Source organism: Geotalea daltonii FRC-32, assembly GCF_000022265.1.
Lineage (GTDB): Bacteria > Desulfobacterota > Desulfuromonadia > Geobacterales > Geobacteraceae > Geotalea > Geotalea daltonii.
Genome location: NC_011979.1, coordinates 2,420,465 through 2,439,430, shown reverse-complemented (window position 1 = coordinate 2,439,430; position 18,966 = coordinate 2,420,465). Strand labels below are relative to the sequence as shown.

General features: G+C 56.8%; 16 protein-coding genes and 1 tRNA gene. 4 read left to right on the top strand and 13 right to left on the bottom strand.

The features are described from left to right. Positions 1-64: 64 nt before the first annotated feature. The 8 genes from GEOB_RS10935 to GEOB_RS10900 all read right to left on the bottom strand — a co-directional run bounded on the left by GEOB_RS10935 (position 65) and on the right by GEOB_RS10900 (position 10,880). Entirely contained in the window at positions 65-1,735 is a 1,671-nt protein-coding gene (locus tag GEOB_RS10935; protein ID WP_012647280.1) for a class I adenylate-forming enzyme family protein, read from the bottom strand. A 535-nt stretch (positions 1,736-2,270) separates the two neighbouring features. Further along, the gene (locus tag GEOB_RS10930; RefSeq protein ID WP_012647279.1) at positions 2,271-3,272 is read right to left on the bottom strand and encodes a histone deacetylase family protein; all 1,002 of its coding nucleotides are present in this window, start codon (positions 3,270-3,272) and stop codon (positions 2,271-2,273) included. Then, on the bottom strand, positions 3,259-5,097 hold the full coding sequence (locus GEOB_RS10925; RefSeq protein WP_012647278.1) for a GNAT family N-acetyltransferase: 1,839 nt from the start codon (positions 5,095-5,097) through the stop codon (positions 3,259-3,261). The genes GEOB_RS10930 and GEOB_RS10925 overlap by 14 nt, the downstream gene beginning before the upstream one ends. Before the next feature lie 100 nt (positions 5,098-5,197). Continuing rightward, a complete protein-coding gene (locus GEOB_RS10920) occupies positions 5,198-6,511 on the bottom strand; it encodes an acetyl-CoA hydrolase/transferase family protein (RefSeq protein ID WP_012647277.1) in 1,314 nt (437 codons plus the stop codon). A gap of 94 nt (positions 6,512-6,605) precedes the next feature. Beyond that, positions 6,606-6,926: a hypothetical protein gene (locus tag GEOB_RS10915; protein ID WP_012647276.1), complete on the bottom strand. Its 321-nt coding sequence runs from the start codon at positions 6,924-6,926 to the stop codon at positions 6,606-6,608. An 8-nt stretch (positions 6,927-6,934) separates the two neighbouring features. Then, a complete protein-coding gene (locus tag GEOB_RS10910; protein ID WP_012647275.1) occupies positions 6,935-8,281 on the bottom strand; it encodes a hypothetical protein in 1,347 nt (448 codons plus the stop codon). Between the two features lie 46 nt (positions 8,282-8,327). Continuing rightward, positions 8,328-9,470 carry a cyclohex-1-ene-1-carbonyl-CoA dehydrogenase gene (locus GEOB_RS10905; protein ID WP_012647274.1) on the bottom strand — a complete coding sequence of 381 codons (1,143 nt, stop codon included), beginning with the start codon at positions 9,468-9,470 and terminating at the stop codon, positions 8,328-8,330. A gap of 267 nt (positions 9,471-9,737) precedes the next feature. Continuing rightward, on the bottom strand, positions 9,738-10,880 hold the full coding sequence (locus GEOB_RS10900) for a cyclohexane-1-carbonyl-CoA dehydrogenase (RefSeq protein WP_012647273.1): 1,143 nt from the start codon (positions 10,878-10,880) through the stop codon (positions 9,738-9,740). 239 nt (positions 10,881-11,119) lie between these two features. Here GEOB_RS10900 and GEOB_RS10895 point away from each other — a divergent pair, with 239 nt between their 5' ends. The 3 genes from GEOB_RS10895 (at position 11,120) to GEOB_RS10885 (ending at position 14,058) form a co-directional block, all read left to right on the top strand. Continuing rightward, positions 11,120-12,766 (top strand): sigma-54 interaction domain-containing protein, encoded by a 1,647-nt coding sequence (locus GEOB_RS10895; RefSeq protein WP_012647272.1) that lies wholly within the window; start codon positions 11,120-11,122, stop codon positions 12,764-12,766. A 189-nt stretch (positions 12,767-12,955) separates the two neighbouring features. Continuing rightward, complete coding sequence (locus tag GEOB_RS10890; RefSeq protein WP_012647271.1) at positions 12,956-13,363, top strand: MbcA/ParS/Xre antitoxin family protein; 408 nt, start codon at positions 12,956-12,958, stop codon at positions 13,361-13,363. After that, the gene (locus GEOB_RS10885) at positions 13,363-14,058 is read left to right on the top strand and encodes an RES family NAD+ phosphorylase (protein WP_012647270.1); all 696 of its coding nucleotides are present in this window, start codon (positions 13,363-13,365) and stop codon (positions 14,056-14,058) included. Before GEOB_RS10890 ends, GEOB_RS10885 begins: the two co-directional genes overlap by 1 nt. An 89-nt stretch (positions 14,059-14,147) precedes the next feature. On the opposite strand, the gene GEOB_RS10880 is transcribed toward GEOB_RS10885, so the two are convergent. Continuing rightward, complete coding sequence (locus GEOB_RS10880; protein ID WP_012647269.1) at positions 14,148-15,287, bottom strand: acyl-CoA dehydrogenase; 1,140 nt, start codon at positions 15,285-15,287, stop codon at positions 14,148-14,150. A 256-nt stretch (positions 15,288-15,543) separates the two neighbouring features. On the opposite strand from GEOB_RS10880, the gene GEOB_RS10875 reads away from it, so the two are divergent. Further along, complete coding sequence (locus tag GEOB_RS10875; RefSeq protein WP_012647268.1) at positions 15,544-15,954, top strand: MerR family transcriptional regulator; 411 nt, start codon at positions 15,544-15,546, stop codon at positions 15,952-15,954. 79 nt (positions 15,955-16,033) lie between these two features. Here the strand turns inward: GEOB_RS10875 and GEOB_RS10870 are convergent. The 4 genes from GEOB_RS10870 to guaA all read right to left on the bottom strand — a co-directional run bounded on the left by GEOB_RS10870 (position 16,034) and on the right by guaA (position 18,931). Then, positions 16,034-16,108, bottom strand: a tRNA-Gly gene (locus tag GEOB_RS10870). Positions 16,109-16,287: 179 nt separating this feature from the next. Continuing rightward, positions 16,288-16,602: a flagellar biosynthesis anti-sigma factor FlgM gene (gene flgM / locus GEOB_RS10865; protein ID WP_012647267.1), complete on the bottom strand. Its 315-nt coding sequence runs from the start codon at positions 16,600-16,602 to the stop codon at positions 16,288-16,290. Positions 16,603-16,685: 83 nt separating this feature from the next. Then, positions 16,686-17,324: an HAD family hydrolase gene (locus GEOB_RS10860; RefSeq protein WP_012647266.1), complete on the bottom strand. Its 639-nt coding sequence runs from the start codon at positions 17,322-17,324 to the stop codon at positions 16,686-16,688. Between the two features lie 44 nt (positions 17,325-17,368). Continuing rightward, positions 17,369-18,931 carry a glutamine-hydrolyzing GMP synthase gene (gene guaA, locus GEOB_RS10855; RefSeq protein WP_012647265.1) on the bottom strand — a complete coding sequence of 521 codons (1,563 nt, stop codon included), beginning with the start codon at positions 18,929-18,931 and terminating at the stop codon, positions 17,369-17,371. Between the last annotated feature and the right edge of the window lie 35 nt (positions 18,932-18,966).

The following is an 18,966-nucleotide window of genomic DNA, read 5'->3' as shown; positions in this document are numbered from 1 at the left end:
GACGGCATGGCACAGTCGTCGGCGAGGCGTGACGGCCATCGGCACCTGGTACAAAAAATCTGCGTCAAACCTTCTCGAACAGCCCGGCCTGGGAATCCTCCTGCACTTGCACCTTTGCCTTGTAGTGGAGCAGCTTGCCTGTTGCTGTCATCGGCAAGGTATCGACGAAGCGGTAGTATCGCGGTCTCTTGTAATTGGCCAGCATCGGGTGTTGCAGGCAATATTCATCCAGTCCTTTAGCGGTAAGCATCTCACCAGATTTTATTACGTATGCAACCACCACTTGCCCCCATTTGGGGTCTGGCATACCGACCACCAGGCTGTTCGTCACTTCGGGATGTTCGTTGAGAACCGCCTCCACCTGCACCGGGTGAATGTTTTCGCCGCCGGAGATGAACATGTCGTCTTTCCTGCCGACCACGGTCATAAACTCCTGCTCGTTCCAGGTGCAAAGGTCGCCGATATAGAGCCAGCCCTTGTAAAACTTCGCCTTGGCGTCCTCCGGTCGATTGACATAGCTGAACGAACATTTGCCCGCCGCCCGGACGATCACCTCACCCACCTCATTACCGTCCTTCGCCACGTGGTCGTCCGGTTCCGCCAACCGGTCCGGGTATACCCTGACCACCGCCATGTCGTCGTCAGTGCAGGATCGACCGGCCGATCCGGCCATGTCCGGCAGGTCATAGGGGCGCAGGAAGGTATTCCAGAAGGCCTCCGTGCTGCCGTAGCCGTTGAAGATGTTGGGGGTCAGCACCTCCTGAAACCTGATGCAGGCCGCCCGCTCCAGGGGGGCTCCCATGGTGACGATCCCCTTCAACCGGCTCAGGTCCCGGCGATTCTTCTGCTGTTCGTCAGCCAGCGCCGAAAGGGTGACCGGCGCGCCGATAAGGAAGCTGAGGCCATGCTCCTCGGCCAGCCCCATGACCGTTGCCGCATGGAAATGGCGCAGGGGTACCAGTTCCCCCCCCACATAGAGAGTGGGATTAGGCCCACCTGAATAGAGCCCGCCCCGATGAAACCATGGGGTCATGTTCAGGGTCTTGTCCCTGGGGGAGAGGGGAAAGTGCATGATGACGTCGTGGGCGCTGAAGATCTCGTTGATGTTGTTGAGGGGCACACCCTTGGGCCGTCCCGTCGTCCCCGAGGTATAGAGCCGTGTCACCTCGTCATAGATATGGGTGGGACGTGGGATGTCGGGATTGGTATGGGGCTGGTCGCGCACGTAGTCCTCATAGGAAATGGCGCCGGCAAAGGGCGTTGCCGTACCGAAGATATCCACCATGACCACCGTTTTCGGCTTATGCTGTGCCGTGTTGAGCGCCTTTTCCGCCGTCTCCCCATCGGCGCCGTCATAGAAAAAGACTTTGGGCTTGCTGTCATCGATTATCGTCGCAGTCTCCCCATAGGAAAGACGAAAGTTGATCGGGCAGTTTATGGCGCCGAGCTTCTGGGGAGCCAGATAGATGAAGACCCACTCGGCGCAGTTATACAACTGGTACATGACGATGTCGGTCTTGCCGACGCCATCCTTCATAAGGGCATGGGCCAAGCGGTTACAGTCCTCGTTAAGCACGCGGTAGGTCCACTGGCGATTGCGCAGATAACAGGTGAGCGCGGTGCGGTCGGCATAGCGGTGGGTATTCCGGAGAAAGCCGTTGAGATAGGTGAAGTCGTTTTCAAAGGTGTCACGGAACATGGAAATATCGTAGGTATAGTGTCTGTCGTCTGCCATGTAATTACTCCTTTTCGGTGGCCGGGATAATGCGCCTCAATGTTATATAACAGTTTTTTATTACACTGAATGTGCCAATTCCACCCGCTCAACCACTCAACCATATCTATCTGAGTTTTAAACACTTTTCTTCACAATACAGCACAATACCATGTATTATAAATTACACGTTGTAGCCACACAGAGACGACTCACCCTTACCCCGCCACCAGGCGGCCTTTTCCGGGCGTAGCCATAGGGAGACATGTCCCCCTATGGCTACATTACCGGCAGGGCCGGTGCTGCAAGGCCTTAATTGGAGGATTTAGAGAGGGCAACGGGTTTCCCGATGAGCGTCAATCTTCCGGTCCCCCTTTGGCAAAGGGGGATTCAGTGGGATTTGTCTTTGAGGGACATTCGAAATCCCCCCAGCCCCCCTTTCTTAAAGGGGGGGTAATTCCCAGCGGAAGATCGGCGCTAATCGACATGAATTTCGGCAGAAGAAAGGCTTCCGCGAGGGTAAAGCTGGAAAAAAAAGATGGAAGGTGAGTGAAAATCAGGGGGGGCAGAAGGGGGAATCAGCCCCGCTGGCGAGGATGGTGATAATTTCCGGCACCAGCCGCTCAAGAACGGCAGTCGAATAGCCTCCCTCCAGGAAGAAGCCGGCTTTCCCTCCGCAGTGGTCCCACGCCGTTTCACGGATGAGGCGCACCGCCCGGAGAAAGTGCCGGTCCTCCACTTTCATGACCCCGAAGGGGTCCTGGTAATGTGCATCGAAGCCGGCGCCCACCAGAATGTAGTCCGGCTGGATCTTGCGGACCGCATGGTCCAGGTTGTCGGTAAACCGGCGCAGCCATTCGTCCCCCGACGTCTCCAAGGGAAGCGTGATGTTGCAGGTGAACCCCGCCCCCGGCCCATGGCCGGTTTCATGGACATAGCCGGAATGGGGGTAGATATGGTCGGGGGTGCCGTGCAGGGAGTAGTAAAAAACCGTGGGGTCGTTGTAGTAGATGTAGTCGATGCCGTTGCCGTGATGGACATCGAAATCCACCACGAGAAAATTCGCCGCCGGTTGCCGCTGCCTGATGGTCTCGATGGCCAGGGCAATATGGTTGACGAAGCAGAATCCCTCGGCGCTTTTTCTGCCCGCATGGTGCCCAGGCGGACGGACCAGGGCGAAACCGGCCCCGTTCTCCAGCAGCGTCTCCCCCAGGGCCAGGGCGCAACCTGCGGCGGCAAGCACCGCCCGGAAGGTATCGGGGCAGATATGATTGTCGGGGGTCATGAACAGGGGGTCCCGCTGCCGGCAGGCAGCCTCCAGGTTCAGCAGGTACTTCTCTTCATGGACCAGTTGCAGCTGTGCCACGGTAGCCGGAGGTGGAACCTGAAAGGACAAGGGAAGGGAGGCGGGCAAGGCGGCACAGCCATGCAGGATGCTCTCCAGGCGGGCGGGAGTCTCCGGGTGATCTTCCCTCACCCGGTGCAGAAGGCAGTCGGGGTGGGAAAAGAGTACGAAGCGCCCTTTCCCCTTGGGAAATTTCTTTTCAAGGCTCAGCATGGTCCTCCAGATTGAGCAGGTAGCGCAGCTCGGACGGTTCTTCAGCAGGGGCCGCGGTGAAATGGAACTTTTCGAATACCCGGCGCATGGAGGGGTTGTCGGCACGGACATTGCCGACCAGCACTTTCAGCCTTCTCATCCGGGCGATGTGGATGAGCTTTTCCAGGAGCAGGCTGGCAAATCCCTTGTCGCGCATGGACTCATGAACGACGAAGGCCGCTTCCGCCTCTTCTCCCCCTTCCAGCACGTAGTAGCGCCCCACGGCCAGGATCACCTCCCGTGGGCCCTGACGCTCGACGATACATAACGCCATGTCCCGGCTAAGGTCGGTGTTCACCAGGCGGTAGGCCTTGGCCGTGCCCATTTTTTTCGGCTCGTTGCGGTAACGCTGGAAAAGGGTCGCCTTGTCGTGGGAATAGAAAAAGGTCTGGAGACGCCGCTGGTCCGAAGGGCGCAGGGGGCGCAGAAAGTAATCCTCTCCCTTCCCATCCAGCCTGATGACCTCCGTGTCCCCCAGTTCCTTGACCGGCGAGGGTGTGTCCCGCTGGTAAGCAGGCACCTTGTAGGATTTCAGCATGTCGTCCAGGAGCTGGTCCCGGAACTTGGGATGGGCGATCTGGATAAGCTCCATGACCCGTTCCCGAATGCTGCGGCCGCGCAGAGTGGCGATGCCGTATTCGGTCACCACGTAATGGACGTCCCCCCTGGTGGCGCCCACTCCCGCTCCAGGGCTGGCCACGGAGACGATGCGCGAGATGGTGCCGTTCTTTGCCGTGGAAGGGAGAGCGATGATGGGACGCCCGCCGGGGCTCATGCCCGCACCGCGGATGAAGTCCACCTGGCCGCCGAGGCCGCTGTAGAACTGCCCTGCCACCGAATCGGAAACGATCTGCCCCGTAAGGTCCACCTGGGTGGCGCTGGTGATCGAGATCATCTTGCGGTTCCGGGCGATGACTGAAGGGTTGTTGACGTAGGCAGTGCCGTGAAACTCCACGTGGGGATTATTGTCAACAAAGTCATAGACCTTCTGGCTGCCGAAACAGAAGGAAGCGACGGTTTTCCCTTCGTGGAGCCCCTTGAATCTGTTGGTGATGTTGCCGTTCTTGTACAGGTTCAAGAGCCCGTCGCTGAACATTTCCGTGTGGACCCCCAGGTCATTGTAGCCGGTAAGCCGGCGCAACACCGCATCGGGGATCTTGCCGATCCCCGCCTGCAGCGTGCAGCCGTCCTCGATGAGGAGGGAAACGTACTTGCCGATCTGCAGGGTGACGTCGTCCATCTCGAAGGCGGGCACCTGGGGAAGGGGCTGGGAAACCCTGAGGAATGCCGCGATCTCGTCCTGATGGAGATAGCATTGGCCGAAGGTGCGGGGCATCTGGTCATTGATCTGGGCGATGATGTACTTGGCCGATTTGGCCGCCGCCAGAACAATATCGACGGCGACCCCGAGGGAGCAATAGCCCTGGGCGTCGGGGGGGGTCACCTGGATGAGCGCCACGTCGACGGGAAGCACGTCTTCCGTAAAAAGCGCCGGGATCTCCGAGAGGAAACAGGGGGTGTAGTCGGCCCGGCCGGTTCGCACGGCATCCCTGGTTCCCTGGTCGAGAAAGAAGGTATTGACCCGCAGGTTGTGCTCGTACTTGGGGTCGGTCCACGGTGTCTCGCCGATGGTGAGCAAGTAGACCAGCTCCAGGTCCATGAAATACCTGGCCGATTCCAGGAATTGCTCGATGAGCGTATGGGGACAGGAAGCTCCGGAGCCGAGAAAAATGCGATAGCCGTTTTTGATGAACCTGGTCCAGGAACTGCCGGTGATCTCTTCCATGGCTCCCCCCATTCCTTCCTTGCCGAAATTGCCCGGCTGATCCGACAGTAATCGACAAATAGTGCAGATGTAAAGGGAATTTAACCGCGCCAGCAGGCATTTAGATCCTGTTCATTCTGCGGGCCGCTTCCGTCAGTTCACCACGAAAATCGGGATGGGCGATGTTGATCAGGTTGAGCGCCCGTTGCCGGGCGGTCTGTCCCCGGAGTTTGGCCACCCCGAATTCGGTCACCACGTAGTCCACGTCATTCTTTCCGGTGGTGACCGATGCACCCGGCTTGAGGGTCGGGACGATCCGCGAGATGGTGTCGTTTTTAGCAGTGGAGGCAGTGGTGATGAAGCCTTTGCCCCCATTTGAGATGTTCGCGCCCCGGGCGAAGTCGGCCTGGCCGCCGGTACCGCTCCATTGCAGATGGCCGAAGGATTCGGAACAACACTGACCCAGGAGATCCACTTCCAGGGTTGCGTTGATCGAAACCACCTTGTCGTTCTTGCCGATGTTGTGGGGATAGTTCACGTAGTCCACCGGATGCATTTCTATGGTCGGGTTTTCATTCATGAACTCGTAGAGACGTCTCGTTCCCAGGGCAAAGGTTGCCACCGTCTTGCCCAGGTGGGTCTGCTTGCGGGAATTGTTGACCGCGCCCGCCAGGATCAGGTCCACCATGCCGTCGGAGAGGAGCTCGGTATGGATCCCCAGATCCTTTTTGTGCAAGAGCGCCTTGCAGACCGAATTGGGGATGCCTCCCCAGCCCAGTTGCAAACACGATCCATCCTCCACCAGCTCGGCTATGTAGCCCCCTATGGCCTCCTCTATGGTGGATATGGGCGATATCGTCAATTCCTCCAAGGGCTCGTTGCACTCGATGATGTGGTCTATTTCTGAAATATGGATATGGCAATTGCCATGGGTCCGTGGCGCCTGGGAATTCACCTGCACTACCACCTTCTTCGCCTTTTTCACCGCCTCCATGGTGTAGGCCACCGACAAGCTGCAGGTAAAGTAGCCATGTTCGTCCATGGGGGACACCACCGTCCCGGCCACGTCGATAGGCCAGAATTCCCGCAACAGCCGCGGTACTTCATGGAAGTAATTGGGTATGAAATCGGCCCAGCCGTTCTGTACCGCCTCCCGCGATACATGGCTGGTGAACCAGGCATTTACCCGGATGTGCGGGGCCGAGTCTTTTGTGAAATAGTCGGGGCAGAGGTGATGCTGTTGATTGACGATTACCCCTTCCAGTTCGTGTTTGCGTGCCGCCAGCGCCCGGACGAAAAGAGTCGGCTCTCCGACGCTGATGGGAAAACAAAGGGCATCGCCAGATTTGACGATGGATGCGGCTTCTTCCGGAGAGCACAGTTTATCCCGGTATTGTCGGCCATAGCTGCTTTTGGCGTTTTTTACGATGTCCATAGTGATGGCTCCTTTTAATTGTGTTTCTTGACTTCGTCCGTCCGTTCGGTCGCCACATCAGTGGACGATAATGAATGCCCCGGAGAAGCGGACTTCAGCGGAACTGGTTTTCCCGGTAAATTTCTCGGGGATCGTGGTCCGGAAGGGGCTGGGGAACCGAGGTAGACACCTGTTCGGAGCCCTCCCCTATCCCCCTTGCCACCGCATCGTAGCCCTTCTTCAGCAACCGCCCCCCCAATGGCACCCCGTGATCGACCGATTCCCGCGGCACCCAGATCTTTTCCGGGGCGCCGGGATAAAGGGTAAGAGTGGGGTTGTCGATCTCCACATATCCCACGCCATCGACGACCGCCCGATTTTCGGCGCATGCGGCAAGGGCCAGGAAGAGTAGCAGCACTGCAATTCGGTACCCCATGGTATCTCCTAGAAAAAGTAAATCAGCGAAAAGCGAAAAACATTGGCGTGCCCCAGATCGGAAGTACCGGCGGTGACATTGCCGTAGCGGGTGCTCACGTACTGGTATTCGGTGGCTACCCTGACGGCGGCGTTCAGGTCATAGGCCACATTGGCATAGGCCTGGGAGCTGGATCGCTGGAAGTCCTTGATACCGCTGTTCACGTAGGCAGCTTGGTTCCGTGCCCCCCGCATCCCGTATCCGGCAGTAAAGCCCAGGTTCTGGAGTGGATAGAAGATGGCTTGGCTGAAAAGCCCGTACCCCTTGGCCCCGGTCTTATCCCCCGCCGACCCCACCAGCGGGCTAACCGTGGCATAGTTGAAGGCCATGTTGGCGGCCGTATAGGCTTGCCCCTCGAAGGAAGCGGTCATTTTTCTGCTTTTGCCGTCGGCGGACTTCAGGAGCGGCACGAAGGTGTAGAAGCCGTAACCCCAGGAGTCCACCGTATGGGAATTACCCGCCACCTCCTGGTTGCCGTACAGGCCGAAGAGACCGGCGGTGAATGAATTCATGGGCAGCCCCCAGAAACCGGGGGCGACCCCCAGAGCCTTGCTGACGAACATGGCCTGTCCTGCAACATTGGGCTTGGCCCCCCAGGTCTCTCCGGGGGTGCCGTTGGCCGTGTTGGTGTTCTGAATGGGGTTCTGCAGGGCTGCGATCAACTTAAGGGAATTCCGGTCGTCCAGGGTAACCTTCCGGGTCACCCTAAGCTGGGGGACCCGCGGCGTGGTAGGATTGCCAGCCGTCTGGCCGTGGCCGAAGTCAAGGGTCGAGGCAGCCGCCGGGGCAAAGAGATCCCAGGACTGGCCGAAGAGAAACTGGGTATCGGTCCAGTCGAGGGTGCCATAGGCAAGCCGAATCCGCATATTTGCCGATTCGGCGCTGCTCCCCCCCGAGCCGAAGAAATCGGTCTCGATGAGGGCGCCGGTCTTGGCCCCCAAAAGAGGCGGTCCGTCGGCCTTGAACCAGAGGCGGCTCTGGCGGACGCTGAACAGGGATTGATCCTGTTTGCCTGCGGCAGAACCGGATTTGGGTATGCCGTTCGGCTGCAGGGTGGCAACCGTGCCGATAGTATTGGCCGACCCCAGATTGACCGAGTTGTAGATGTAATCCAGCTTGACGAAGCCGCCAATGGACAATTTGAATTTGCTGCTGACGGGGGAAGACATCTTGCCGTAAATGCCGGGGCTCACCTCGCAGGCCGGATCGAAATCGCAATTGTAGGTGGTCTGGGGTACATCCCGGGGAATTTCCTGGGCCGCCGCAGGAACTGCCAGCATCCCTGCGGCCAAAACATATATGAAGAGTCTGCGCATCGCTACCGGCTCCTTTATCATTGCAAGAAAATCATGACTGTCAAATCTACTGGAATAACAAGGCCCTGCCGGTGACCATGCGGGTGATCTGGTTGGTGCCGGTGTAGATCTGGGTAAGCTTGGCATCGCGCATCATGCGCTCCACGTTGTTCTCCTTCATGTAGCCGGAGCCCCCCAGCACCTGGACCGCATCGGTGGTTACCTGCATGGCGGTGTCGCTGGCGAAGGTCTTGGCCATTCCCCCGAAGACGACGGCCTTTTTATCGTGCTCGTCCACCAGCTGGGCGGCCTTTCTCGTCAAGAGCCGCGAAGCCTCCACGGCGGTGGCCATATCGGCGATCATGAACTGGATCGGGGTCAGGTGGGCGATGGTATTGCCGAACTGGACCCGTTCACGGGCATGGTTCATGGCGATCTCCAGGGCACCCTGGGCAATGCCAACCGCCTGGGCGGCGCAGAAGATGCGGTTCACCGAAAGGGTCTGCATGAGGTTGGCAAAGCCGGTCCCCTCTTCGCCGATCAGGTTCTCGGCGGGGATTTCCATGTTTTCGAAGAAGAGTTCGGAGTTGATGGATCCGCGCATCCCCATCTTCACTTCGTCACGGCCATAGATGAGGCCCGGTGTGCCCCGCTCCACGACAAAGGCGCTGATCCCCTTCGCCCCCTTGGACGGGTCGGTATAGGCATAGACGACGGTGATATCGGCAACGGAGCCGTTGGTGATAAAGCATTTCTGGCCGTTGATGACGTATTTGTCCCCCTTACGCTCGGCGCGGGTCTTCATGTTCAGCAGGTCCGAGCCGGCATTTGGCTCCGTTGCCCCCAGGGCGGTCAAAAGCTTCGATTCGCCGCTGAAGCGGGGGAGGAATTTTTCTTTCAGGGCCGGACTTCCCCCGTGGATGATGGGGAGCATGCCGTCGAACTGGCCGATCAATAAAAGGGCGGTGGACGCGCAGACCCGGGAGATTTCCTCCAGAATAAGGACGACGGTGGCTATGCCCATTTCGGTGCCCCCGTAAGCAGCCGGCAGAAGCGGGTTCAAAAGCCCGAGCTGGGCAAAAAGGTCACGGGCATGTTCGGGGAAGAGTGATTTCTCGTCCAGTTCCTGGGCCCTTGGGGCGATTTCCCGGATTGCGACATCGCGCACCATTTCCAGGGTTAGTCTCTGTTCTTCGGTCAAGTGTTTCATGGTCGTCTCCTTGTGTCAGTTATTCAGATATTTCCTGGGAAGGCAGTCGTGGCATCGGGAGAGAGCGACGAGCTGCAGCGGCGAGCGGACACCCGCCGCATGTGGAACGGAGGCAACCCGCCAATTCAAGCATCATGCACCATTACGCGGGCAGCGCCACAAGGTCCGCAGCTGTGGCGACAGAGCGAACGGACGATGTCGCGACTGCCTTTTATTTCCATCGAATTCCCGGATGAACCTTATTTTCTCTGCTGTCCGTTTATTCTTTCAGGCGGTCTCTTTCAGTATTTCCCTGGCAATGACCAGCCGCTGGATCTGGTTTGCCCCCTCAAAGATCTGGGTGAGCTTGGCATCCCGGAACATCCGCTCCACGGGGTAGTCCTGCATGTAGCCGTAGCCGCCGAAGACCTGGATGGCGTCGGTGGTGATCTTCATGGCGGCGTCGGAGGCGAAGAGCTTGGCCATGGAGGCGAGCTTGGTGTTGCGCTGCCCCTGGTCGTAGAGAGCTGCAGACCGGTAGACCAGCCCGCGGGCCGCCTCGATGGCCGTGGCGCTGTCGGCGATAATCTGCTGGATCATCTGGTGCTCGCAGAGGGCCTGGCCGAAGGTTTTTCTCTCCCTGGCATGGCGGAGCATCTGGTCGAATGCTCCCTCGGCAATCCCCAGGGCCTGGGCGCCGATGGCGGGACGTGACATGTCGAAGTCCTTCATGGCCAGATTGAAGCCCTTGTTTTCCTCGCCGAGCAGGTTCCCCACCGGCACCCGCACTTCGTCCAGGTACATTTCGGATGTCTTGGAGCCCCGCTGCCCCAGTTTCTTCTCGATCTTGCCCACGGAAAAGCCCGGGGTGTCCCGTTCCACCAGGAAGAAGGTGAGGCCGTTACGGCCGTTCTCCGAGGTTCGAGCCAGCACCGTATAGAAAGAGGCAATGGGGCCGTTGGTGGAGAAGCACTTGGTGCCGGAAATGACATAGTGATTGCCGTCCCTGACAGCTGTGGTGCGGATGTTCCCAACATCAGAGCCTGCGCCGGGTTCGGAAACCAGGTAGGCGGCCAGTTCTCGCTCGGCAACTATTCGCGGCAGCACCCGGTCGAGGAGTTCCTTGCTGCCGCCATGGAGCAGGGGATAGCTGCCCACGGCCTGAATAATCAACATCAGTGCCGACGAGGCGCAGTGGCGGGCGATCTCCTCCACCGCCGTACAGAGCAGCGTTCCCTGGCTCTGCTCGGCGCCCCCATGTTCGGCGGGAAAAACCAGGGTCATGAGCCCCAGGTCCCACAGCAGGGTTGTCACCTCTTGGTTGAGCTCACCGGTGGCGTCGATGGAGGCGGCCAGGGGAGCTATTCGCTCCCGCGCCGCCTGGCGGATGGTGTCCGCGGCAATGCGGATCTCTTCATTATGGGTAAACATCTTGGTTCCTCCTTAGTTTCATAATCCATATAACAGTTTTCTATTACACAGTATGTGCCAATCAGATCCCGTAAAATATAATTGCATAACATATTGAAATAAATATGCTATTTTGTCATATACATGTATAACACCATGTGCTATAAATATAAACATGTAGACAAACGTATACAGCCCCACCTCGCCACGCCACCACCCACTCCTGCGCGAGGTGTATCTGAAAGGAGACATGTTGATCTATGGATACAGTTTCCACCCATACACTGCTCCGAAAGGCAGCCTACTGCCGATGCGGCATTATCCTTTTGGCTAAAGACGGGCACGTTGCCGCTCTGAACAAAGATTTCTTCGACACTGCAGATCTGGATATCAGGGAGGGTGCCCCACTTCCCCGGGAACTGGGCGAGCTGAAACAGGGGGAATGGATATTTTTCGGAAAAGAATGGTTCGTCCAGGCCGAGGGCAATAAACAGGTCGAGGTGCTGGTCATCCGACCGGTACATGCTGCAGACCAGATTCTTGGACCCTACGGCAAATCGACCCTGAACGAGGAAATGGTCCGGCTGGTGCTGGATAACCCCTATGAGGGGCTGACGGTAGTCGATACTGCAGGGAAGGTGACGCTGCTCAGCTCATCCAATGAACGCTGGCTGGGGCTCAAAAGCGGCAGCGGGATGGGGCTGGATCTCACGGATATCGCTCCCAAAAGCCACCTGTCTGACGTGGCTCGCACCGGTGTGCCCGAACGGGCCCAGGTGGTGGATCTGCGCGGCCAGACCAAGGTGACGGTGAACCTTCCCATCAGGCGCGAAAATCGGGTGATCGGCGCCTTCGGCAGAATCCTCTTCAAAAGCACCGAACAGGTTGAAGAACTGGCCGGGCGGGTGCGGGCCATGGAGCTGCAGGTGGAACGCTATGAGACCCTGTTGGATGAGATGCGCAGACACCGCTGCTCTTTCGACAACATCCTCACGAAAAATCCGGCCATGCTGGCCCTGATGGACCAGGCGCGCCGCATTGCCGATTCCTCCGCCACGGTGCTGATTCTGGGAGAGAGCGGCACCGGCAAGGAGCTGTTTGCCCAGGCACTTCATGAAGGTTCAGCCAGAAGGAAAGGCCCCTTCATTGCCATCAACTGCGGCGCCATCCCCCGCGACCTGATAGAATCGGAGCTGTTCGGTTACGAGGAGGGGGCTTTCAGCGGGGCAAAGAAGAGAGGAAAACCGGGGAAATTCGAACTGGCTAACGGCGGCACCCTTTTCCTCGACGAGGTGGGAGAACTCCCCCTGGACAGCCAGGCCAAACTTTTGCGGGTGCTCGAAGACCGCAAGATCGACCGTCTGGGGGGCACGGCGCCGATACCTGTGGATTTCCGCCTGGTAGCCGCCACCAACCGCGATCTGGGCACCAACGTCAATAACGGCAAGTTCCGTAGCGATCTCTACTACCGCATCAACGAATTTCCCATTGAGCTCCCGCCCCTGCGGTCACGCCCCGAAGATATCCCCTTTCTAGCCAGGCACTTTCTCGCGGAAATATCCCGCCGCGAGCGTCTCCCCACGCCGAAGCTCTCCCCGGCAGCAACCGACGCGCTCATGTCCCACAACTGGCCGGGCAATGTGCGGGAGTTGCGCAGCCTCATGCGCCAGATGGTCTGGAAAGCTCAAGGATTGACCATCGAGCCGCACCATTTACCGCCAACCCTCCACAAAGGGCTTAATGCAGCAGTCTCTGGCACGCTTGAAGAGCAGCTGTATAAAGCTGAACGTATCGCGATTGAATCTGCCCTGCAGGCTGCCGGGGGTAATCGAGCCCTCGCCGCCCGCATGCTCGGAATTCATCGCACCGCTCTCTATAAAAAAATGAACCGCCTGGGGATGGACTGAGACCTGAGACTTTTAACCACGAATCCTCTCTTAAACGCCGGCCCCCTCTTTTTTTGACCATCCGGCAATTCATCCAATTTTATTGATGTCTTTACTTGCACATGGGTAATGGAAATTTGCAGTCGTCTCTTTTTGTTGAAGTATAAATAAATTTTGTTTATACTTAAACAAAAGACGAAGGGGGACGGCATGCCACAAGCTGCGCTGGACAACCATAGGGTTGATTTATCGGTTCCTGAAGCAAGGGGAAAGATGGCCAAGCTAATCACCCGGCTGTTCGATCTCTGGGACATCTCAACATCCGACCAGCTAAACCTCTTGGGGTTGAGCGAAACAAGCAGGTCATTACTGTCCAAATACCGCAGGGGGGAGCCATTGCCTCCTTCACGGGATGTGCAGGATCGAGTGGGATGGTTATTGGCGATTCACAAGGCCTTGCGCCTTCTATACCCGCAAAATGAGGAACTGCGGTATTCCTGGGTGACACGGCGTAACCTGGCATTCAACAACATGAAGCCTCTCGATCTAATGCTCGATGAAGGAATCATAGGTATTGCAAAGGTATCCCGATATCTCGATCTTGTCAGGGGAATGTAATGCCGCTATTTGATGTGGCCCGTGAAATCGCCCAGGACATATTCAGAAACATTGTCTCTCTGCGGGAATCCCAGGACCTGTTTGACGACCTGACGGGTGGAGATGCTGAGCTATCGGCCATAGCCGCTCATGTTGAGGCTCATGTTAAAAAAACATTGCCTGCCGGATTCATCAACCGCGGGTTTTCCTATTCGACGGCGATCGGATATCCTTTCGAAACACAGCCATTCATGCACTCCCGCTTCGGAGATGGTACTTATGGCACGTGGTACGGGGCACTGGAGAGTGAAACGACCATTTACGAAACAGCTTACCACATGTTGAAAACGGAGCTGGCCATCGAGGGTCAGGATGGGGTGGTTATTCGGGAAAGGGCGGTATATTGGGTATCGTGTAACGCCGTACTGTGTGACTTAACCGGCAAATGTGAAGAATACCCGCAACTGCTGGCCAATGACTATGCTTTTACCCGGCAGATTGGCAAGAGATTGCAGAAAGAGGGACACCCGGGCCTTCTGGCAAGATCTGCGCGATGTGAGGGAAGTAATATCGTCGTTTTCAAAGAATCTATCTTGAGCAACGCAAGGCTTGCATATTATCTCACCTATTACCTGGATGTTCCTGCCAGGAAGCTTACGGTCGAACGCTCGCCGGGAGAGATTATTGCCGGCATAGACGGAAACTGCTGGTTCTGAATCGGCAGATTCCGGAGTCGGACCAATCGATGAAATTGGAGATATGTGGGCCGCCAGAGTCCCCACTTACGCACCTATGGAAGTTCCCCCTAAGAAAGCAGTAATTTTGAGATCACCACTCTCTGCACCTCATTTGTCCCCTCGTAAATCTCGGTGATCTTGGCATCCCTGTACATCCGTTCCACCTCATAATCAACGATGAAACCATAGCCGCCGTGGATCTGGATCGCCTCCTTGGTGACGTACGTGGCTGCCTCGGAAGCGAGCATCTTGCACATGGCAGATTCCATTGTGTAGTTCTTCTTCTTGTCTTTGAGACAGGCAGCCTTGTAAGTCATCAGTTTACTCGTCTCGATCCGGGCATACATGTCGGCCAGCTTGAACTGGATTGCCTGCAGATCAGAAATGGGAGCCCCAAACTGCTTGCGCTCCTTGGAGTAGGCAAGTGCCCGTTCGAAGGCGCCCTCAGCAATGCCCAGTGCCTGGGAGGCAATGCCGATGCGGCCCCCATTCAGGGTATCCATGGCTATCTTGAACCCCTCCCCTTCCTGGCCGAGCAGGTTCGCCGCCGGTATTCGCACATTATCCAGAGCGAAAGCAGTTGTATAGCTGCCGCGGATACCAAGCTTCTTCTCATTCTTGAGGATCTCGACCCCTGGGGACTGGAGATCGATGATAAAGGCAGATACGCCCTTGTGCTTGAGGCTTTTGTCCGAGGTAGCAAAAAGAACGCCGGTTCCTTTGTATCCCCCGTTGGTAATGAATATTTTTGAGCCGTTGATGACGAAGTCGTCCCCGTCATGCTTATAGGTAGTGGCAATAGCGCCTGCATCGCTTCCCGCATCAGGCTCGGTCAGAAGGAAACAGCCAATGACCTGCCCCATATTCAAGGCCGGCAGCCATTTCTTCTTCTGCTCCTCAGTACCAAAGGTAAAAATCGGGCCGCAGGCAAGAGAAGTATGAGCCGAGATGAGAACACCGCTGGAGCCGCAGGCCTTCGACACCTCTTCCACGAGGATGGAGTAGGACAGCATGTCAAGGCCGGCGCCGCCGTACTCATCGGGAAGATAGCTGCCGAGAAAACCCATCACCCCCATCTTCCTGACCAGGCTTTCAGGAATCATGTGCTCCTCGTCGATCTGCATGGCGATCGGCTTTATCTCTTTCTCGACGAAGTCACGAACAGCGCTCTGCAATACTTTGTGGTCCTGACTCAACTCGAAATCCATATTGCCCTCCATAAATTCTTAGAAACAACCCCCGGCAGCGGCGATTTTCAGTCAAAGTTCCTGCCCCCGTCATAGATCACCTCTTGGGGAGATGACTAATGCAGCGAAAATATATTACGTTTACGTTTATGTCAACTATAAATAAAACACATTTATATAATATCAAATTTATCTTTATTATCAATTCAGCCAACCAGTAGTTGACAAATTCAGACGCATGGTCTAAAAGGTATGCATTTACGTAAAGGTAAGATAAATGAGCGAACTTAAAGAAGGCGAAGAAACAGAATCAATAGGTGACTTGGCAAAAACATTTGGCCTGACGACCAGAACCCTGCGTTATTGGGAAGAAGTGGGGATAATCGAATCGGTCCAGCGACAGGATGGTGCCACCAGGGGATTTACCCCCTACTACGTCAGGAGAATAAAATTCATCCTGAAGTTGAAGGAGCTGGGGCTTACCATAAGGGAAATGCAGGATCTCTATTCCGCATATGGCGACGCGAAACAAACTGACAAAATGATCCCGCGCCTGATTGAGATTCTTGATCAGCACATTAATAAAGTTGACGAGAAAATGGCACAGCTTGCCTCTTTGAGAAAAGAAATCGTCGATTACCGGCTAAAGATAATTGAACGGTTCAGGCTAAGCAGTCAGAACGGGTAACCATCACACACTGTAGCCAAAGGCATGGCAGAGGCACAAAAAAGGGCTGATCGTGGAGATCAGCCCTTTTAGTTTTCTTTGGAGCGGGAAACGGGATTCGAACCCGCGACCTTCAGCTTGGGAAGCTGACACTCTACCACTGAGTTATTCCCGCAAAACGAAAGTTATATTTAGCCTATGGGCTTCTCTTTTGTCAACAGGTTTTTGCTGAAAAAGGCCTCTGCTTCTGCCCTCCTATTGGCCAAAATCACAGGCTCCAATTTATTCGGCTCTTTCCCGGCAATAAAAAAGCCCGCTATGCGCGGGCTTTCCTTGAATCTATTCTTGCAAAAATCATTTTGTCTTCGACAGGGCAGCAATCAGTTTCTCAGCCACATCGCGGCCACTCACCTGGTAGGTACCCGCATCGATCTTTGATTGTATCTCTGCCACCTTGTCGGCACGGAAGTTTTCAGGGCCTTTCAGTGAGATGCTGGTCTTGTTGACACGCTCTGCCCCAACGCTTATGTCGACCTTATCACCACCCTTGTCAGTTTTGGCAGCAGCCTCGGCGCCTTTCCCCCCATTGACACCTGATGGGTTCTGCTCAACCTTCTGATGCTTGAGAAGATCAACCACAGTAGATGGGCTGTTATCTTCGATTTTCATGAACCATTACCTCCGTTTATAGTGCTGTTCTTGTCCTTTTCGGCACCATTTGATAAAACTTTAGAAAAATATTGAACTGAAAATCAGATCGGCAGCTCCAGCAACCGGGAAAAGGAATCGATGAACATATCGGCGGACCTGATCTCACTATCGTTCCCATAGCCATAGAGGCAGGCGATGGTGGTTACGGCAGCCGCCTTTCCGGCTTTCAGGTCATGGATACTGTCCCCGACCATGACCGTCTCCCCGACCGGAATGCCGGCACCGTTGATGACCTTCAACAACGGGTCGGGGTACGGCTTGCGAAAGGGAAGCGTGTCTCCCCCGACAATGTCGATGAAGTAATGATCCAGCTGGAGTGCTGTCAGGAGCCTTCGGCACAAACTTTCAGCCTTATTTGACACCACAGCCATCTGCCGCCCCTGCTCCTGCAAGATAGAGAGAGTCTCGCGGACACCGGGATAGAGTGTCGTCTTGTCGGCAATGTGGGCGGTGTTGTAGGCAATGAAGGTATCCAGGCCCCGGCGCAACTCGGCCGGCGACTTGCCGGGCAAAGCCCCTTTGACAAGATTCGCCGCACCCTCCCCAACCAGCTGCCGCACCTGGTCGGCTGTCAGCGCCTTCAAGCCGAAGTCGTTGCGCATGTGGTTGACCGCATCGGTGAGATCTTCCAGGGAATCGCAGAGAGTGCCGTCAAGATCAAAAATGATGAGCTTTTTCATGTATGTCCCATTTCACGAAAAAGGGCGCACGAGGCGCCCTTCCGTCATTCCCACTCGATGGTTGCCGGTGGCTTGGAACTGATATCGTAGACCACCCGGTTTATGCCCTTCACCTCATTGATGATTCGGCTGCTGATGCGGGCCAGATCCTCGTAGGGAAGCGGGTACCAGCCGGCGGTCATGAAATCCTTGGTCTCGACGGCGCGCAGGGCCACCACGTATTCGTAGGTACGGCCGTCCCCCATGACGCCGACGCTCTTCACCGGCAGGAAGACGGCAAAGGCCTGGCTGATCTTGTGATAGTGGTCGGCGGCGTAGAGCTCCTCTATGTAGATGGCGTCCGCTTGCCGCAAGATGTCGGCATAATCCTTCCGCACCTCGCCCAGAATCCTCACCCCCAGGCCCGGCCCCGGAAACGGATGGCGCCAGACCATCTGGTGCGGCAGTCCCAGCTCTTCTCCGATTGCCCGCACTTCGTCCTTGAACAGTTCACGGAGGGGCTCCAAGAGCTTCAGCTTCATGTGCTCGGGCAGGCCCCCCACATTGTGATGGCTCTTGATGTTATGGGCCTTGCCGGTCTTGGCGCCGGCCGACTCGATCACGTCCGGATAGATGGTCCCCTGGGCCAGCCAGCGGGCATCAGTGATCTTGTTGGACTCCTCCTCGAAGATCTCCACGAACAGGCCACCGATAATCTTGCGCTTCTTTTCCGGGTCGCTCACCCCAGCCAGGGCGGAAAGGAAACGATCCTCCGCGTCCACCCGAATCACCTTGACCCCCAGGTTCTGGGCAAAGGTTGCCATGACCTGGTCCCCTTCACCGAGGCGGAGCAGGCCATTGTCCACAAAAACGCAGGTAAGCTGTTCGCCGATTGCCCGGTGGATCAGGGCGGCCGCCACCGACGAGTCCACTCCGCCGGAAAGGCCGAGAATGACCCGATCGCTGCCCACCTGCTGTTTGATGCGGGCCACCGCATCCTCGATGATCTGGCCCGGTGTCCACTTGCCGGAACAGCCACAGATCTTTCGGACAAAGGTATCGATCAGCTGTTCTCCCCGTGGGGTGTGGTTCACTTCGGGGTGGAACTGCACGCCATAGAGGTTGCAGGCCAGATTCTGGATGGCACAGACCGGCGCATTGGCGGTCCCGGCCGCCACCTGGAACCCCTCGGGCACTTGCGAAACATGGTCGCCATGACTCATCCAGACCGGACTCTTCCCGTCGAGGAAGAACCCGTCGAACAGCGGCCCCGGTGTTCCCTGCGCCAACAGCTCAGCATGGCCGAACTCGCGCTTGCCAGCCGGCACCACCTCTCCGCCAAAGTGGCGGCTCATGAGCTGCATGCCGTAGCAGATACCCAGCACCGGCACCCCCAGCTCGAACAGCTCCTCCGCCACAGCCGGCGCCCCCTCCTCATAAACCGACTTGGGACCTCCGGAAAGGATGATGCCGCTTGGGGCAAAGGAACGAATCGCCGCCAGCTCCAGGTCGAAGGGATGGAGCTCGCAGTAGACATGGGCTTCCCGCACCCGCCGGGCGATCAGCTGGGTGTACTGGGACCCGAAGTCGAGGATGAGAATCTTTTCCGAATGTATATCAACGCTCATCAAATATTTCCTTTGAAACCGCTATAGGTTAATCA

Bases quoted from the DNA above. Each gene is read 5' to 3' on its own strand.
- GEOB_RS10925 (WP_012647278.1), bottom strand. From the start codon at position 5,097: ATGGAAGAGATCACCGGCAGTTCCTGGACCAGGTTCATCAAAAACGGC.
- flgM (WP_012647267.1), bottom strand. From the start codon at position 16,602: ATGAAAATCGAAGATAACAGCCCATCTACTGTGGTTGATCTTCTCAAG.
- GEOB_RS10875 (WP_012647268.1), top strand. From the start codon at position 15,544: ATGAGCGAACTTAAAGAAGGCGAAGAAACAGAATCAATAGGTGACTTG.
- GEOB_RS10880 (WP_012647269.1), bottom strand. From the start codon at position 15,287: ATGGATTTCGAGTTGAGTCAGGACCACAAAGTATTGCAGAGCGCTGTT.
- GEOB_RS10910 (WP_012647275.1), bottom strand. From the start codon at position 8,281: ATGCGCAGACTCTTCATATATGTTTTGGCCGCAGGGATGCTGGCAGTT.
- GEOB_RS10890 (WP_012647271.1), top strand. From the start codon at position 12,956: ATGCCACAAGCTGCGCTGGACAACCATAGGGTTGATTTATCGGTTCCT.
- GEOB_RS10915 (WP_012647276.1), bottom strand. From the start codon at position 6,926: ATGGGGTACCGAATTGCAGTGCTGCTACTCTTCCTGGCCCTTGCCGCA.
- GEOB_RS10895 (WP_012647272.1), top strand. From the start codon at position 11,120: ATGGATACAGTTTCCACCCATACACTGCTCCGAAAGGCAGCCTACTGC.
- GEOB_RS10905 (WP_012647274.1), bottom strand. From the start codon at position 9,470: ATGAAACACTTGACCGAAGAACAGAGACTAACCCTGGAAATGGTGCGC.
- GEOB_RS10930 (WP_012647279.1), bottom strand. From the start codon at position 3,272: ATGCTGAGCCTTGAAAAGAAATTTCCCAAGGGGAAAGGGCGCTTCGTA.
- GEOB_RS10920 (WP_012647277.1), bottom strand. From the start codon at position 6,511: ATGGACATCGTAAAAAACGCCAAAAGCAGCTATGGCCGACAATACCGG.
- guaA (WP_012647265.1), bottom strand. From the start codon at position 18,931: ATGAGCGTTGATATACATTCGGAAAAGATTCTCATCCTCGACTTCGGG.
- GEOB_RS10860 (WP_012647266.1), bottom strand. From the start codon at position 17,324: ATGAAAAAGCTCATCATTTTTGATCTTGACGGCACTCTCTGCGATTCC.
- GEOB_RS10935 (WP_012647280.1), bottom strand. From the start codon at position 1,735: ATGGCAGACGACAGACACTATACCTACGATATTTCCATGTTCCGTGAC.
- GEOB_RS10900 (WP_012647273.1), bottom strand. From the start codon at position 10,880: ATGTTTACCCATAATGAAGAGATCCGCATTGCCGCGGACACCATCCGC.
- GEOB_RS10885 (WP_012647270.1), top strand. From the start codon at position 13,363: ATGCCGCTATTTGATGTGGCCCGTGAAATCGCCCAGGACATATTCAGA.